At 73.0% G+C, this 15,609-nt stretch carries 13 protein-coding genes; 8 read left to right on the forward strand and 5 right to left on the reverse strand.

What is annotated here, in order from left to right; genetic code table 11:
- Window positions 1–89 precede the first annotated feature (89 nt).
- A complete protein-coding gene (locus ETD96_RS25555) occupies window positions 90–1,304 on the reverse strand; it encodes a hypothetical protein (protein ID WP_138639026.1) in 1,215 nt (404 codons plus the stop codon).
- 357 nt (window positions 1,305–1,661) lie between these two features.
- On the opposite strand from ETD96_RS25555, the gene ETD96_RS25560 reads away from it, so the two are divergent.
- The 5 genes from ETD96_RS25560 to ETD96_RS25580 all read left to right on the forward strand — a co-directional run bounded on the left by ETD96_RS25560 (window position 1,662) and on the right by ETD96_RS25580 (window position 8,892).
- Entirely contained in the window at window positions 1,662–2,996 is a 1,335-nt protein-coding gene (locus ETD96_RS25560; RefSeq protein ID WP_240808180.1) for a hemolysin family protein, read from the forward strand.
- Window positions 2,993–4,009, forward strand: a complete 1,017-nt coding sequence (locus ETD96_RS25565; RefSeq protein WP_138639028.1) for a hemolysin family protein — start codon at window positions 2,993–2,995, stop codon at window positions 4,007–4,009. Before ETD96_RS25560 ends, ETD96_RS25565 begins: the two co-directional genes overlap by 4 nt.
- A gap of 74 nt (window positions 4,010–4,083) precedes the next feature.
- The gene (locus tag ETD96_RS25570) at window positions 4,084–5,106 is read left to right on the forward strand and encodes a cation diffusion facilitator family transporter (RefSeq protein ID WP_138639029.1); all 1,023 of its coding nucleotides are present in this window, start codon (window positions 4,084–4,086) and stop codon (window positions 5,104–5,106) included.
- 79 nt (window positions 5,107–5,185) lie between these two features.
- Window positions 5,186–8,188 (forward strand): hypothetical protein, encoded by a 3,003-nt coding sequence (locus ETD96_RS25575; RefSeq protein WP_138639030.1) that lies wholly within the window; start codon window positions 5,186–5,188, stop codon window positions 8,186–8,188.
- A 56-nt stretch (window positions 8,189–8,244) separates the two neighbouring features.
- Window positions 8,245–8,892 (forward strand): class I SAM-dependent methyltransferase, encoded by a 648-nt coding sequence (locus ETD96_RS25580; protein WP_138639031.1) that lies wholly within the window; start codon window positions 8,245–8,247, stop codon window positions 8,890–8,892.
- Here ETD96_RS25580 and ETD96_RS25585 read toward each other — a convergent pair.
- From ETD96_RS25585 to ETD96_RS25595, 3 genes are all read right to left on the reverse strand, one after another.
- Window positions 8,845–9,573 carry a helix-turn-helix domain-containing protein gene (locus ETD96_RS25585; RefSeq protein WP_138639032.1) on the reverse strand — a complete coding sequence of 243 codons (729 nt, stop codon included), beginning with the start codon at window positions 9,571–9,573 and terminating at the stop codon, window positions 8,845–8,847. The genes ETD96_RS25580 and ETD96_RS25585 overlap by 48 nt on opposite strands.
- A gap of 32 nt (window positions 9,574–9,605) precedes the next feature.
- Window positions 9,606–9,983, reverse strand: coding sequence for a phage holin family protein (locus tag ETD96_RS25590; protein ID WP_138639033.1), 378 nt, complete (start codon window positions 9,981–9,983; stop codon window positions 9,606–9,608).
- Window positions 9,984–10,076: 93 nt separating this feature from the next.
- Window positions 10,077–10,553 (reverse strand): hypothetical protein, encoded by a 477-nt coding sequence (locus ETD96_RS25595; protein WP_205719458.1) that lies wholly within the window; start codon window positions 10,551–10,553, stop codon window positions 10,077–10,079.
- 188 nt (window positions 10,554–10,741) lie between these two features.
- Between ETD96_RS25595 and ETD96_RS25600 the strand changes: the two genes are divergently transcribed.
- Both ETD96_RS25600 and recQ read left to right on the forward strand, forming a co-directional pair.
- A complete protein-coding gene (locus ETD96_RS25600; protein WP_138639034.1) occupies window positions 10,742–11,401 on the forward strand; it encodes an HAD family hydrolase in 660 nt (219 codons plus the stop codon).
- Window positions 11,402–11,445: 44 nt separating this feature from the next.
- Entirely contained in the window at window positions 11,446–13,275 is a 1,830-nt protein-coding gene (recQ, locus tag ETD96_RS25605) for a DNA helicase RecQ (RefSeq protein ID WP_138639035.1), read from the forward strand.
- A gap of 180 nt (window positions 13,276–13,455) precedes the next feature.
- Here recQ and ETD96_RS25610 read toward each other — a convergent pair whose 3' ends face one another.
- Window positions 13,456–14,793 carry a flavin monoamine oxidase family protein gene (locus ETD96_RS25610; protein ID WP_138639036.1) on the reverse strand — a complete coding sequence of 446 codons (1,338 nt, stop codon included), beginning with the start codon at window positions 14,791–14,793 and terminating at the stop codon, window positions 13,456–13,458.
- Window positions 14,794–14,850: 57 nt separating this feature from the next.
- Between ETD96_RS25610 and ETD96_RS25615 the strand changes: the two genes are divergently transcribed.
- A complete protein-coding gene (locus ETD96_RS25615; protein WP_138639037.1) occupies window positions 14,851–15,441 on the forward strand; it encodes a TetR/AcrR family transcriptional regulator in 591 nt (196 codons plus the stop codon).
- Window positions 15,442–15,609 lie beyond the last annotated feature (168 nt).

Consider the following 15,609-nt stretch of genomic DNA (forward strand, 5'->3'; position numbering starts at 1 on the left):
GGCGGCGGCGGGGGCGGGGGCCATGCCGCAGACGTCGCAGAAGCCGTCCGCGTCCACCTGGCCCGTGCAGCCGGGCTGGGTGCATCGGTTCATCGCCGCGTCCCCGTCCCGGTCTCGCTCGCCCTGATGGCCCGCTGGTACTCGGCCAGCAGCGCCGTCGCGCGGCGCAGGTCGCACGGGGCGGTCCACAGCACCTCGCGGGCCTCCCCGTACAGGCCGGTGAGCAGCTCGTCCTCGGACAGGCCGAGCCGGGCGGCCTTGGCGCGGTACGCCTCCAGGCGGCCGCGCAGCTCGCCGCGCCGGTCCAGCAGGCCGACACTGAGACGCAGCTCGCCGCGCGCCCGTTCCAGCGCGTCCTCGGCGGCGCGCTCCAGCTCGGCGAAGCGGCCCGCCATCTCCACCCAGCGGCCCGCCTCGCGGAGCCGTTCGAGGGCGGCGAGCCGGTCGCGGAGGGCGGTGCCGAGGCCCTCCGGCGGCGCCGGCAGGTTCGGCGAGTGGATCTTGGCGAGGACGGTCGCGTAGGCGTCGAGGGCCCGCCGCTCGGTCTCCTCCGTCTCCTCGATCACGGCCGTGATCCGGGCGACGAGGTCGGCGTACTCGTCCCGCATCCGGGCGACCCCGGCGAGCTCGTCGCCGAGCGCGGTCAGCACGGTGCGGACGCGGTCGAGGCGGGTCGTGTCCGGGCGGCCGTCGCGGACGAGCGACAGCGGGTCGGTGCGGACGACGCGGCCGAGCGCGGTCAGCTCCCGGCCGACCCGGTCCAGCTCGGGGTGGCGGGTGCCGTCCAGCGTGTGCGCGAGGCGCGTCGCGGCCCGCCAGCTCTCCTCCGCCTCCTCCAGGGGGACCAGCAGCGCCGTCCAGGCCGCGTCGGCGGCGGCGACCTCGCCCGCGACGAACTCGTACGCGTCCGACATCATCGCGACGGCCTCGTCCAAGGTGATCCGTTCCTCCTGCGGTCCGAGCAGCGTGCGGTGCTCCAGCGGGATCTCCCCGTCGGGCAGTTCCACCGAGCATCCCGACAGCAGCCCGGACAGCTCCGTCAGCGTCGCCGCGTCCGGCCGGGGCGACCGGTCGCGCAGCTCGCACGCCTCGTCCAGGACGCTCTGGTAGGCGTCGAACAGCCGCCACAGCGTGGTCAGCCGGGCCTGGGCGTCCTCCCAGCGGCGCCACGTCTCGCCGGTGAGGCGGGCGCCCGTCAGCAGCCGGACGCCGGGGTGGCGGTCGAGTTCGACCAGGGACGCGGCGATGCGTTCGCGCTCGTCGCGCAGGGTGCGGAGGGCATGGTCGACGCCTTCACGACTCATGGGCGCGGCGGCCCCGGCCCCGCTCTGGTCCAACGTCTGCCCCGCGTTCGCTTCTCCGGTCCCCCGAGCATGCCCTGCGGCGGCGCCGGTCTGGGAGCACGGACCGGACCACTATCGGACGTTCGCTCGCATACAAGTGTGATCCGTGACACTAACCCAGACAAGGTGCTTTCGCCCATGCCCGCGGCGCAAGCCGTGCGCACGCGGCAAGGCGCGGGCGGGCGCCGAGCCGTACCCTTTGGACCGGGAACGTCGTTGAGCGAAGTGACGTTACGACAGGTAGTCCGTCTACGAGAGGAGTGGTGAGTCCGCAGTGTCGGACCCCAGTCATAGACCCGGTGCGCCATGCTGACCGCGGTGCTGGGAGTGCTCGCGGTGATCCTTCTCACCGCCGCCACCGGGTACTTCGTCGCCCAGGAGTTCGCCTACGTCGCCGCGGACCGCGCGACCCTGGAGCAGGCCGCCGAGAGCGGCGACACATCCGCCAAGAGAGCGCTGAAGGTCATCGGCCGGGTGTCGTTCATGCTGTCGGGCGCCCAGCTCGGCATCACGATGACGACCCTGGTCGTCGGCTTCATCGCCAAGCCCGCCCTCGCGGAGCTGATACAGCCGCTGCTTGAGGTGCTGGGTGTCCCCGTAGGCGCCACTGGCGCGATCGCACTCGCGACGGGCTTCGTCCTGGCGACGCTCATCCAGATGCTTCTGGGCGAGTTGTTCCCCAAGAACCTCGCGCTGGCGCGCGCGGAGTCGCTCGCGCGCGCTCTGGCCTCGTCCACCCTCGTGTACCTGACGGTCGCGGGCCCCGTCATCCGGCTGTTCGACCGCGCCGCGGAGCGGCTGCTGCGCGCCGTGGGCGTCGAGCCCGTCGAGGAGCTGCACAGCGGAGCGACGCTGGAGGAGCTCGGCGACATCATCGGCAGGTCGAGCAGCACCGGGCACCTGCCCGCCGACCTGTCCGGCCTGCTCGACCGCGCGCTGTCCTTCGGCGACCTGACGGCGGACGAGGTCATGGTGCCGCGCCCGCAGGTCCGCGCGCTGCCCTCGACCGCGACCGCCGGCGAGCTGATCGAGCTGATCCGGGAGACCGGGCACAGCGCCTACCCGATCTACGGGACGGAGGTCGACGACGTCGTCGGCGTCGCGGGCGTCCGCGAGGTCGCCGACGACACCCTCGACCCGGCCACCCCGGTCGGCCGGATCGCCCGCCCCGCGCTGCTCGTCCCCGGCAGCCAGCCGCTGTACGGGGTCATCGAGCACATGCGCGAGTCCCGGCAGGAGTTCGCCTGCGTCGTGGACGAGTACGGCGGCCTCGCCGGCATCCTCACCTTCGAGGACGTCGCCGAGGAGCTCGTCGGTGAGATCACCGACGAGACCGACGGGTTCGAGGTCGTCCCGACGTCCGGGCCGGACGGGTCCTGGCTCGTCGACGCCGGCATGCGCATCGACGAGGTCGGCCGCCTCACCGGCCTCGGCCTGCCGGAGGGCGACGCCTACGACACGATCGGCGGGCTCGTCATGGCGGAACTGCGCCGCCTCCCGCGCGCCGGCGACCGCCTGACCGTCGCCCTCGACAACGGCTCCGTCGAGCTGGAGGTCGTCAGCCTGGCCCGCCGCGTCGCCGAGAAGATCCTGATCAGGACGGCCCCGGCGGCCGTCCCGGCGCCGCGCTCGCCGTCGGTGGAGGTGTCATGAGCCCGCTGCCGTCACTGCTGATCACCGTTCTGCTGCTGCTCGGGAACGGCTTCTTCGTCGCGGCCGAGTTCGCGCTCGTCGCCGCCAACCGCGGGCAGCTGGAACGCGCTGCGGCCAAGGGCAGCCGCCCCGCCGTCGCCGCCGTCGCGGGCGTCCGGGAGCTGTCGCTGATGCTCGCCGGCGCCCAGTTCGGCATCACGATGTGCTCCCTCGGCCTCGCGATCGTCACCGAGCCCGCGTTCGAGCACTTCCTCGAACCGCCGCTGCACGCGCTCGGCGTCCCCGAGGCGGGCGTGAAGGCCATCGCGCTCGGCACCGCGCTCGCCGTCGTGACGTTCCTGCACATGGTCATCGGGGAGATGGCGCCGAAGTCGTGGGCCATCGCGCACCCGGAGCGGTCGGCGCTGATCCTGGCGCTGCCGTTCCGCGCGTTCGCGAAGGTGTCGCGGCCGATCCTGTCGTCGCTGAACGCGACGACGAACGCGCTGCTGCGGCTGTTCCGCATCACCCCGAAGGACGAGCTGGACAGCCACACCGACCCGGCGCGGCTCAGCCACCTGGTCGGCGAGTCGCGCCGCCTCGGCCTCATCGGGCGGCACGACCACGAGCTGCTCCGCCGCGCCATCTCCGCGCGGGAGGCGACCGTCGGGCGGCTCGTCGTGCCCGCCACGTCCGTCACGACGATCGGCGCGGACGCGACCGCCGCGCAGATCCGCCGGACCGCCACCGCGAGCGGCCACAACCGGCTGCTCGTCCGGTCCGGGGACGGGGCGATGACCGGCATCGTGCACGTCCGGGCCGCCATCACCGAGCCGGACGGGGACCGCCGCGCCGACGATCTGGCGCACCCGGCGCCCGTCCTGACGGCGGAGACGACCGTGCTGGACGCGGTCAGCCGCATGCGCCGCGACCGCGCCCAGCTCGCCGTGGTGAACGACGAGCGCGGCGAGTTCGCGGGCATCGTCACCCTGGACGACCTCCTGGCGGAGCTTCTGGCGACGAATCCGCACTGACACAGGCCGCGTACCTGCGACGACAGCGCAGTTGTCGAGGTGCTGCAACGGGATTCGTGGTTCATCGTGGAGCCATGAGGAAGCACCGTCACGGCCACGGTCATGGACATGAGCACGGACATGAGCACGGGCACGGGCGTGGGCACGGTCTGCGTCCGCACTCCCATGAGGCGGCCGACAAGGTCGACTCGGCGCTGGAGGCCAGCGCGCAGGGCATGCGCGCCCTGTGGATCTCCCTCGCGGGCCTGGGCGCGACCACCGTCCTCCAAGCGGCGGTGGTCGCGCTCACCGGCTCGGTGGCGCTCCTGGGCGACACCCTCCACAACGCGGCGGACGCGCTGACGGCCGTCCCGCTGGGGATCGCCTTCCTCCTCGGCAGGCGCCCGCCTACACGCCGCTACACCTACGGCTACGGGCGTGCAGAGGACCTTGCCGGTGTCGTCATCGTGCTGGCGATCGCCGCGTCCTGTGTCATCGCGGGCTACGCGGCCATTGACCGGCTGGCTCATCCACAGCCTGTGGACCATCTGCCCGCCGTGGCCGGCGCCGCCTTGGTCGGCTTCCTGGGCAACGAAATCGTGGCGCGCTACCGCATCCGTGTAGGACGCCGCATAGGCTCGGCGGCCCTCGTCGCAGACGGCCTTCACGCCCGCACGGACGGCTTCGCTTCCCTGGCCGTCCTCCTGGGGGCTGGGGGCATCGCGTTGGGCGCCCCCTGGGCCGACCCGGTGGTGGGCCTGCTCATCACGGTCGCGATCTCGTTCGTCCTCTGGCAGACGGCCCGCGAAGTGTGGCGCCGCCTCATGGACGCCGTGGACCCGGACCTCGTCGACCGCGCCGAAGCCGCCCTCGCCGCCACCCCCGGCGTCCTCGCCGTGGGCGACGTCCGCCTCCGCTGGATCGGCCACAATCTGCGCGCCGAATGCGACGTCGTCGTGGACGCCGCCAGCACCGTCGTGCGGGCCCACAAGGTAGCCGTGGACGCCGAGCACAGCCTGCTGCACGCGCTGCCGCGCCTGTCCGGCGCCGTCGTCCACCCCGACCCCGAACCGGGCCCCGGTGAAGATCATCACGCCGCCCTCGCGGGCCACCGCTGATCCCTGACCTGTGAGACGTTAGTCCTCGGCAGAAGGGGAAAAAGGGCCCCGGAGGGTCGATCTGGGACGGGATGAAGTCGTGAAACAGCCGGCAGACGCCAACCATCCGGACGAGCGGCAGCCGACGGACGCACCGGCCGACCCACCCGCCACAGCCGAACCACCGCTCGACGACGCGGAATCCGGCACGCCCGAGGCCGCCGAGGGGGAGCTGCCGCCCACGCCGGCCAGCGACCTTCCCACAGCCGAATACGAGCCTCCCGCCGACCTCGCCGCCGACAGCGCGGCCTCCGAGGAGGCGGACGATCTCCCGGCCGAAGAAGAGCCGCCCGCGGAGGAGGCGGAGGCCGCGCTGGAGGACGAACCCGAGGTCGACGTCCGGGCTGCGCTGGAGACGGTGCCGCTCGACGGCGAGGGTTCCACGCCGCTGCTGGGCACGGAAGTCGCTGACTGGGGCGGCGCCGAACTGGTCGAGAGCGTCTACGGTCCGCTGAGCGAGTTCTACGAGCAGATCGACACGCGGCTCCGGGAAGCACCCGAAGACGCCCCTCCGGTGGGCTGGGCGCCGCACATCGCCGCTTTGCGGGCGCTGCGGGACGAGCGGCTCCCGGGCGACTGGGAGGTGCTCGCCCGCTTCCTGGTCGCGCCCGCGTCGCTGGAGGAGACCGAGGACCTGCGGCTCGTCCACGTGGAGCCGGGCGGCGAGGCCGCGGCCGTGCGGAAGGTGATCAAGGAGCTGACGTCGTCGGACGAGCGCGCCCTGCTCATCGCCCCCACGCCGGAGCAGGCCGTCGACCTGTTGCGGGCCATGGAGGACGACCCCGAGATCTTCTCGCTGCTGATCGAGACGCGTCCGGAGACCGCCGAAGCCCAATCGGTCCAGACGCGGGCATTGCCACCCATCGAGGACGAGGAAGCAGTCGAGCCGCCAGTCGCCGAGCCTGTGGCAGAGCCCCCGCCAGTGCGGGAGTCGGGCTCCCACGGCACGGTCGAGTTCAAGCCGTTGCGCGGCCCGTCCGCACCAGTCGACAGTGCGTCCACCGCCACGCGCGCCGAGCCGATCCCTTCCCTACCGCCCGAGCCGGACGAACACGGCAGCGCGTCCGACATCACCCGCGCCGAGCCACTGCCGCAGGATGGCGACAACGCCTCCGCCATCACCCGCGCGGAGCCCTTGCCATCGATCCCGGACGAACTGGGCGAAGACAGCGCCGCACCCGCCGTGCAAGACCAGACGCCGAGTGCCCTACCGGCTGAAGATGTCACGCTGGCCGAACCACCGCCCGTGCCGCCGAGCGAGGGCCAGGACGCAGAGGAGAGTGCGTCCGACGTCACCCGCGTCGAGCCGCTGCCCGTGCTGCCGGGCGAGGGCGTGTCCGCTGGGGAGGCCGAGGAGGCCGTAGATGTGTCCGGCGCTGCACATGCAGAGGTGCCGCCGGAAGGGCCGTCGGCGCCGGAGGCCCGCGTGCGGGCGGCGACGTTGCGGCCGGTCGGGGAGGCGTGGCGGCAGGCTTGGGACACCGAGGTGCGGATGCTGCGGCGCGGCCTGATGTGGCTGGAGCAGTGGCCTCGGGACGCGGCGGCGCTCCAGGCCGTCCAGGCGGAGAATCTGCGGCGGAGCGAGGAGCTGGAGGTCGAGCAGGCGGCGCTACGGGACGCCATCGAGGAGGCGCGTACCGCGGCCGTGGAGGCCGAGCAGGCGGCGGTGGAGGCCGAGGCGGAGGCGGAGCGGCTCGAAACCGTCCAGTCGGAGGCCGAGGCCGAGTTGGTGGAGCCGCGCGCGGAGGCGGAGCGGCTCCAGGCAGAGGCCGATCAGGCGGCGGACGAGGCGACCGCCATGACGCGGACGGCCGAGGCGTCCTACGCGCGGTGCGTGCAACTGGACGAGCGGGCGAAGACGGCGCAGGCCGAGTTGCAGGGGGCGCGGCAGGCGGAGGCGTCCCTCACGGATGAGCTCGCGCGGGCGCGCGAGGCGCTGCCGGGGGCGGCCGAGGAGGCGCACCGGCTGACGGCGGCGGACGCGGACGCCGCCGCCGAGGGGCACGCCGCCTACTACCGGCTGGTGTCGGCGGAGTCGGCGCTGTCGGCGGTCCGGAGGAAGATGACGCTGGGGCAGAAGCTCCATGTGGCGTCGCCGCCGTCCGACCTCAAGAGCCTGCGTGCCGAGGTCAAGGCGCGGACCAGGGAGGCGGACGAGGCGGCTCGGCGGGCGCGCGAGGCCAAGGACGTCGCCGAGCACGCGGAGCGGGTGCGCCGCGGGCTGGCGTCGTTCGTGTCCGAGGGCGGGGCCCGGCTGAAGCACGCGCAGGAGGCCCAGCAGCGGCTCGGCACCGAGCTGACCTGGCTGGCGGCCGAGCGGGAGAAGGCCGGGGCGGAGCACCAGGAGCACGCGCGGCGGGCGTCGGAGGCCGTGGAGCGGGCGACGGAGGCGGGCGTGCGGGCGCGGGCCGCGCAGCAGGTGGCGCAGGAGATCGAGGGCCGGGCGACCGCCGCGCGGACGTCCCGTGAGGCGGCGCTCGCGGCGGCGGTCCGGGCGCGGGCGGACGCGGAGGCCGCCGCGGCGCGGGCGGCGGAGACGGCGACGGTGCTCGACCGGCGCAGCGCGGAGGCGGCCGAGGAGATGTCGGTCCGGGAGGACGATCTGGAAACGGTCGCGCAGGCCGAGGCCCGGACGCGGGAGAACGTCGCCGAGATCTGCGGCGCCGACCCGAGCGAGGACCCAGGCGCCGTCCCGGCGCACCAGCGGCGGGCGATGGCCCGGATCGAGGAGCTCACCGGGTATCTGGAGGGCACGCGGGCGGCGGACGGCGAGGTCCTGCTCCGCACCGCCGACGTCGTCGTGGGGACGCCGCTCGGCGCCGCGCTCACCGCGCCCGACCAGGAGTTCGACGCGCTGATCGCCGCGGACGCGGGGGCGCTGACGGACGCCGAGTTCCTCATCGGGGCGGTCCGGACGCGCCGCTGGGTGCTGGTCGGCGCGCCCGGGTCGCGTCCGCCGGAGTACCGCGAGTACGCGGGCGGGCCGTCCGGGGGGCTGGAACTGAGCCCGTTCGAGCGCGCCGCCGTCGCCGCGGAGGGCTAGCGGCGCGAGCGGTTCGTTCAAGACCGGGTGCGGTGCGGCGCCCGACACTGGCCGCCATGACCGAACAGACCTTCACGCCCGCCCTGGGGCGCTTCGCGCTGCCCCGGCTCTACGACTCGGTGATCGCCCTGACGCGGGAGCGGCTGTGGCGGAGCATGGTCGCCATGCACGCGGCGCTGCGGGACGGTGACGTCGTCGTGGACGTCGGCTGCGGCACGGGGTCGCTGGCCCTGCTGCTGCACCGGATCGAGCCGGGCGCCCGTGTGATCGGCGTCGATCCCGACCCGGAGGTGCTGGCGATCGCCCAAGGCAAGCCCGGTGCCGACGCCGTGGAATGGCGAGTCGGCATGGGGGACGCGCTCACGGACATCGTGGACGCCGGGTCCGCCGACACTGTGGTGTCCAGCCTTGTTCTGCATCAGTGCCCGGTGCCGGTGAAGCAGGCGATTCTGGTCTCGATGCTCGAAACGCTGCGGCCCGGCGGCAGGCTCGTGGTCGCCGATTACGGGGCGCAGCGCACCCTGCCGATGCGGCTGGCCTTTCGCATGGTGCAGTTCACGGACGGCCGTGAGGACACGCAGTTCAACGCTGACGGAGCCCTGCCGGGGCTCATGTCCGAGGTCGGTTTCCGCCAGGTGCGGGAGGCGGGGACGGTCTCAACGGTCACCGGCTCGATCTCGCTCTACACGGCTCGCCGCGGCTGACGCCTCCAGCGCCCGGACGGCCTCCGCAGGCGTGAGGCCCATCATCCGGCGCATTTCCCGGGTGAAGTGGGCTTGGTCGGCGAAACCGCCCGCGAGTGCGGCGACGCTCAACGGCCGCCCTTCGCGCAGCGCCTCCGCCGAGCGGGCCAGGCGCCGCCAGATGCGCCAGCGGGTGAGCGGCATGCCGAGTTCCGTCCGCGCCAGGGCGCGTAGACGCTGCGGGGAGAGGCCGACTTGCGCGGCCAGGGCGGGCATTGAGGTCTGCTCGTCCAGCAAGGTGCGCATGGCCTCCAGCAGCCGTCCGTCGAGTTCGCTGGACGGACGGCCCCCGGCGGCCCGCACGTCCTCCTCGCTAAGACCGCTCATGGCGGGGGCCGGAGTGATGCCGGTGCCGCAGAGGGCGCGTAGGTCGTCGGCGAACGCGCAGTGGGGTTCGACGTAGAAGATGCGCAATGCCTGTGCCTGGAGGAGACGGTGACCGACCATGGGCGGCACGATCAGCGCCACATCGCTGTGACGGGTTCCGGACACGTCGTCCATGGCGACCTCACCTTGGACGGCGATGGCCACCTGAAAGGCGGCGTGACGATGGAGACTGCCCTCCGTCACGCCGCCCTGGTAGAGCACGTAGCCGTCGCCGATGGTGAAGTACGGCCGCCCCGTCCGGTCCACGCGCGTCATGCTTCCACAGGGGCGGACGGGCGGCCGGTGCGCTAGTCGTCGTCGTCCGGGATGAAGAGGTGCAGCAGCCAGCCGACCACGCCGACGACGATGGCGCCCCAGAACGCGGGCCAGAAGCCGTCCACGTGGAAGGGCAGTTCGAGGCGCTGCGCGACCTCGCTCGTCAGCAGGAGCAGCAGTGCGTTCACGACGAGGCCGATCAGCCCCAGCGTGAGGATGTAGAACGCGCAGCCGAGCGTCTTGATGATCGGTTTGAGGACGGCGTTGACCAGGCCGAAGATGGCGGCGACCGCGACGAGGGTGAGGACGCGCCGGCCGGTCGTCTGGTCGCCGAGCGAGATGCCGGCGATCAGGACCGTGGCGGCCCACAGGGCGACCGCGGTGATGCCCACCTTGAGAAGAATCCGCACACTACGAGGATCTCCGGGGCGCGGGGCGCACAGCATCCCTCCCGGTGACGATTCGGACGGGCCGCCGGGTCATCACCAGGTACTAGCGCGTCCTCAGTCGTTCCGCTCGAAGAAGGGGGACGTGGCGGAGATGCGCGGCCGGCCGCCCGCGACGCGGACGCCGCCCGGCGCGGTGGCGGCCGGCTCGGGCCGACCGGGGTGCGGCGGCTGCGGGGCCGGCGGGGCTTGCGCGGGGCGCCGGCCGCCGCTCTGCCGGACGCGGGCGAGCTCGCGCTCCAGGCGGCGCTTCTCCAGCTCCAGCGTGGTCAGCGACTCCTGGTGCTCCTCGCGCAGGTCGCGCAGGTCCCGCCGGTTCCGGATGCGGCGGGCGGCGCCGGGGAAGGTGAGCATCATGCCGATGACGAAGACGACGGCCACGCCGGCGCCGGTCAGGAACACCTGCCATTCGTTGTTCACGCCCGGCACGCTCTGGCCGAAGACGACGAGGTCGGCTGCGTCGGTGTTGTCGAGGACGACGCCGGCACCGGCTGCGATGGCGGCCGCGACCAGGAGAAAACCGAGGAACACCATGGGCGGATCTCCTCTGCAGTGACTCCGGAGGGGGGACGGAGGTTCACCACGATGCCAGATTGAAACGGGACCATGTCGCATTCGCGGCATAAATCCGTTACGCCCGTCTGCCTGGGGACGTGCTGGTTCCGGTCTGCCGTACCGGGTAGTGGACGTGTCATCGCGACGAGAACCCCCGTGGAGGAGCCATGCCCCTGCAGGCCATCGTGTTCGACCTGGACGGGGTCCTGATCGACTCGGAACCGGTATGGGAGGAGGTGCGCCGCGGCTACGTCGCCGCCCACGACGGGCGCTGGCTGCCCGACACCCAGGAGCGGCTGATGGGCATGAGCACCGAGGAGTGGGCGTCTTACATCGCTACGGACCTCGTGGACGGCGTCACCGCCGAGGAGGTCGCCTACGAGGTCATCGACCAGATGTCGCAGCGGTACGACGAGGGGCTGCCCCTGCTGCCCGGCGCCGAGGACGCCGTCCGGAGGCTTGCCCAATACCGTCCTCTGGGCTTGGCCAGTTCGTCCCCGCGCGCGCTGATCGACCTGGTGCTCGGAAAGCTCGGCGTGGAGGGCCTGTTCCGCACAACCGTGTCGACGGAGGAGGTCGAGAACGGCAAGCCCGCACCGGACGGGTACCTCACCGTCGCCGCCCAGATGGACGTCACGCCCGAGAACTGCGTCGCCATCGAGGACTCCAGCAACGGGCTCCGCTCGGCGCACGCCGCCGGGATGACGGTCATCGCGATCCCGCGCCCCGCGCACCCGGCCGCCGAGGACGCCCTGGCCCTCGCCTCGCACGTCGCGTCCGACCTGGACGAGGTCACCCCGGACCTGATGGAGGTCATCCACAGGTAGCCGTTCGGGCGGCGGGTGTCGTCGGCGGTTCATAGTATGGGCCGATGACTTCCGCCGAGATCCCGGAGACGCTCGAGACACTGCGGCGCGTGTTCGGCTACGACACGTTCCGGGACGGCCAGCGGGAGATCATCGACCATGTCGTCGGCGGCGGGGACGCGCTCGTCCTGATGCCGACCGGCGGCGGCAAGTCGCTGTGCTACCAGATCCCGGCGCTGGTCCGGAAGGGCACCGGCATCGTGATCTCGCCGCTCATCGCCCTCATGCAGGACCAGGTCGACGCCCTGCGCACCGCCGGCGTCCAGGCGGGCTTCCTCAACTCCACCCAGGACATCGACGAGCGCCGCGTCGTCGAGGCCCAGTTCGTCGCGGGCGAGCTCGACCTGCTGTACCTGGCGCCCGAGCGGCTCCGCCTCGGCGCCACCGTCGACCTCCTCGACCGCGGCGACGTCTCCCTCTTCGCGATCGACGAGGCGCACTGCGTGTCGCAGTGGGGGCACGACTTCCGGCCCGACTACCTGATGCTGTCCGGCCTGCACGAGCGCTGGCCGGACGTCCCGCGCATCGCCCTCACCGCCACCGCCACCGAGGCCACCCGCAAGGAGATCGCGGCCCGCCTCCAGCTCGACCAGGCCAAGCACTTCATCGCCAGCTTCGACCGTCCGAACATCCAGTACCGGATCGAGCCGAAGACCGACGCCAAGCGCCAGCTGCTGCGCCTCCTGCAGACCGAGCACAAGGGCGACGCGGGCATCGTCTACTGCCTGTCCCGCAACTCGGTCGAGAAGCACGCCGCGTTCCTCACCGAGAACGGCATCGAGGCCCTCCCGTACCACGCGGGCCTCGACGCGCAGACCCGCGCCGCGAACCAGGCGCGCTTCCTCCGCGAGGACGGCCTCGTCATCGTCGCGACGATCGCGTTCGGCATGGGCATCGACAAGCCCGACGTCCGCTTCGTCGCCCACCTCGACCTGCCCAAGTCCGTCGAGGGCTACTACCAGGAGACCGGCCGCGCCGGGCGCGACGGCCTCCCGTCCACCGCCTGGCTCGCCTACGGCCTCCAGGACGTCGTCAACCTCCGCAAGATGATCGACGGCGGCGAGGGCGACGCCGCCCACCGGCGCCGGCAGGCCATGCACCTCGACTCCATGCTCGCCCTCTGCGAGACGGTCGAGTGCCGCCGCGTCCAGCTCCTCGACTACTTCGGCCAGTCGGGCGAGCCCTGCGGCAACTGCGACACCTGCCTCACCCCGCCGGAGACGTGGGACGCGACCGTCGCCGCCCAGAAGGTCCTGTCGGTGATCGTGCGCCTCGACCGGGAGCGGCGCCAGAAGTTCGGCGCCGGGCACATCATCGACATCCTGCTCGGCAAGAAGAGCGCCAAGGTCATCCAGTTCGACCACGACTCGCTGAAGCCCTTCGGCGTCGGCGCCGACCTCCGCGAGGCCGAGTGGCGCGGCGTGATCCGCCAGCTCCTCGCGCAGGGCCTCATCGCCGTCGAGAGCAACCACGGCACCCTGCTCCAGACCGACACGAGCGGCGAGGTCCTGCGCGGCGAGCGCAAGGTCCTGATGCGCCGCGAACCCGAACGCCCCGCCACGAAGGCGGCGAAGACCGCCAAGGCCGCGAAGGCCCCGGTCGACCTGCCCGACGAGGCCATGCCGATCTTCGAGCGCCTGCGCGCCTGGCGCGCCGCGACCGCCAAGGAGCAGGGCGTCCCCGCCTACGTCATCTTCCACGACGCCACCCTGCGCGAGATCGCCACCGCCCTCCCCACGACCCTCACCGAACTGGGCCGGGTGAACGGCGTCGGCGAGAACAAACTCGCCAAGTACGGCACCCAGGTCCTGGAAACCCTCACCCCACCCGACTAACCGCCGTACCGACGCCCCGCCCTCTCATCCACAGAGGACGGGTCGCGAAAGCCCTGCGGCCGCCCGGTCACGAACCCAAGACCAACAGCGGCACCTCGCATTGCTCGACCCGCCACCGGACGAGTGCCGTCACCGAAAGAAGCTGATCCGCACCATGACGCCCGCGCCCTGACCTTGCTGTCAGGGGGCGGCGGCTTCGCGGGCGGTGCGGTGGCCTGATTCGACGGCGCCGTCGATGTAGCCGGCCCAGCGCGTCGCCGTTTCGGTGCCCGCCCAGTGCAGGGGGCCGACGGGGCGGCGCAGGGACGGGCCGTAGCGGGTCAGGGTGCCGGGGGTGGCGAAGGCTCCGTAGCAGCCCCGGGAGTACTCCTCTTCCGCCCAGTCGCGCTCGATGTAGGCGATCGGGTCGCGGGCGCGCGGGCCGAAGTAGGCGGTGAGGTCGGCGATGACCTGCGCTCGGCGCTCCTCGGCGGGCAGGCGGGCGGCGATGTCGGCGTGCCGTCCCTCCAGGAAGCCGACGAGGACGCCCGGCGCCCCGCCCTCCGGGGTGTTGTCGAACGTGATGCCGAACGGGCGGCGGTCGCTGGTGACCTGGCCGCTGAACCCGTCCGCGCGCCAGAACGGCTCGTCGTAGGCGACGTTCACCTTGATGACCCGCCCCATCGGCATGCGCTGGACGAGCTGGTCGCGGTCGCCCGGCAGCGCGGGGCCGAACCGGATGCGGGCGGCGAGCGGCGGCGGGACGGCGATGATCGCGCGGCGCGCCCGGACCTCCCGGCCGGCGGCGCGGACGCGGACGTCGCCGTCCGTCCACGCGATGTCCGTCACCGGGGAGTTCAGCGCGACGCGGTCGCCCAGCTCGTCCGCCAGCGCGAGGGCGATCCGCTGGGAGCCGCCGGAGACGCGGTCCTGCTGGGCGCCGCCGGTCGTGTCGATCAGCGGGTCGAGCCCGCCGGCGGACGCCATGTAGAAGCCCGCCCACAGCGCGGACATGTCGCCCGCCTCGGCGGAGAAGACGGCCTGCGTGATCAGCCGCATGAACGCGCGGCCCGCGCTCGTGCGCATGTTCCGGCGGATCCACGTCTCGAAGGTCTGCCCGTCCAGCGCGGCCGCGCGCCGGGCCGCCCACGGCTCGTCCACGGGGATGCCGCGGACCAGGCGGGCCACCTGCAGCTGGCTCTGCGCGATGTCGGCGAGCGCCAGGGGCGAGAGGCGGGGGATGCGGCCGGTGTACTCGCCGCGCGTCCTGCCGAGTTCGGCGATGTGGCGCCCCTCGTCGTACGTCCGGTACGTCGGCAGGCCGAGTTCGCGGAGCAGGGCGAGCACCCTGTCCTGGCCGGGGCCGACCCATTGGCCGCCGACCTCGATCGGCTCCCCGCCGGGCAGCTCGCCGTTGAGCAGCCGCCCGCCGACCCGGTCGCGGGCCTCCAGGACGGTGACGTCGTGCCCGTCCCGGACGAGGTCACGCGCGGCGACCAGCCCTGCCACGCCGGCCCCGATGACCACGATGTCCGTCATGTCCGCTCCCATGCACGACGCATCTGACATACACCTTGTATGTGTTATACATGCCGCATGGAGCCTGTCAAGACCCGGCGCGCGCGGTACGTCGAGAGCACGCGCACCGCGCTGCTCGACACCGGCCGCCGGTTCTTCGCCGAGCGCGGCTTCGCCGACGTCTCCGCCGAGGAGCTCGTCCGCGCCGCCGGCCTCACCCGCGGCGCCCTCTACCACCACTTCGCGGGCAAGCAGGGCCTGTTCGAGGCCGTCTTCGAGGACCTGGAGGCCCGCGCCGCCGACCGCATCACCGCCGCCATGGCCGCCGGCACCGACGACGCGTGGGGACGGGCCTCGGCCGGGATCCGGACGTTCCTGGAGATCTGCTCCGACCCCGAGTACCGCGAGATCGTGCTGCTCCAGGGCCCCATCGCGCTCGGATGGCGGCGGTGGCGCGAGCTCGATCAGCGCTACCTCGGCACCCTGCTCACGGACGGCCTCTCGGCACTCCTCGGCGAATCGGGCCGCAAGCGGCTCGGTCTCGCCTCGGCCGCCTTCTACGGCGCGCTCACCGAGCTGGCCCTCTCCATCGCGGACGCGGACGACCCCGAGCAGGCCCGCGAGCAGGCCGTCCAGCTGATCGGCGGCATGCTGAACGGCATTCGGTGAACTCCCAGGGTTCTCCCAGGTTTCCCGGAGGTCTACTGCCAGGCGCCCCCGGTTGCATGGCCGTATGAAACCCAAGAGCATCGTCGCCGGAGCCGGCGCCGCCGGACTCCTCGGGCTCGGCCTGTACGTCGCGGCCCCGGCCTTCGCCGCCGACCCCGCGCCCTCCGC

The sequence above is a fragment of the Actinomadura geliboluensis genome, assembly GCF_005889745.1.
Lineage (GTDB): Bacteria > Actinomycetota > Actinomycetes > Streptosporangiales > Streptosporangiaceae > Spirillospora > Spirillospora geliboluensis.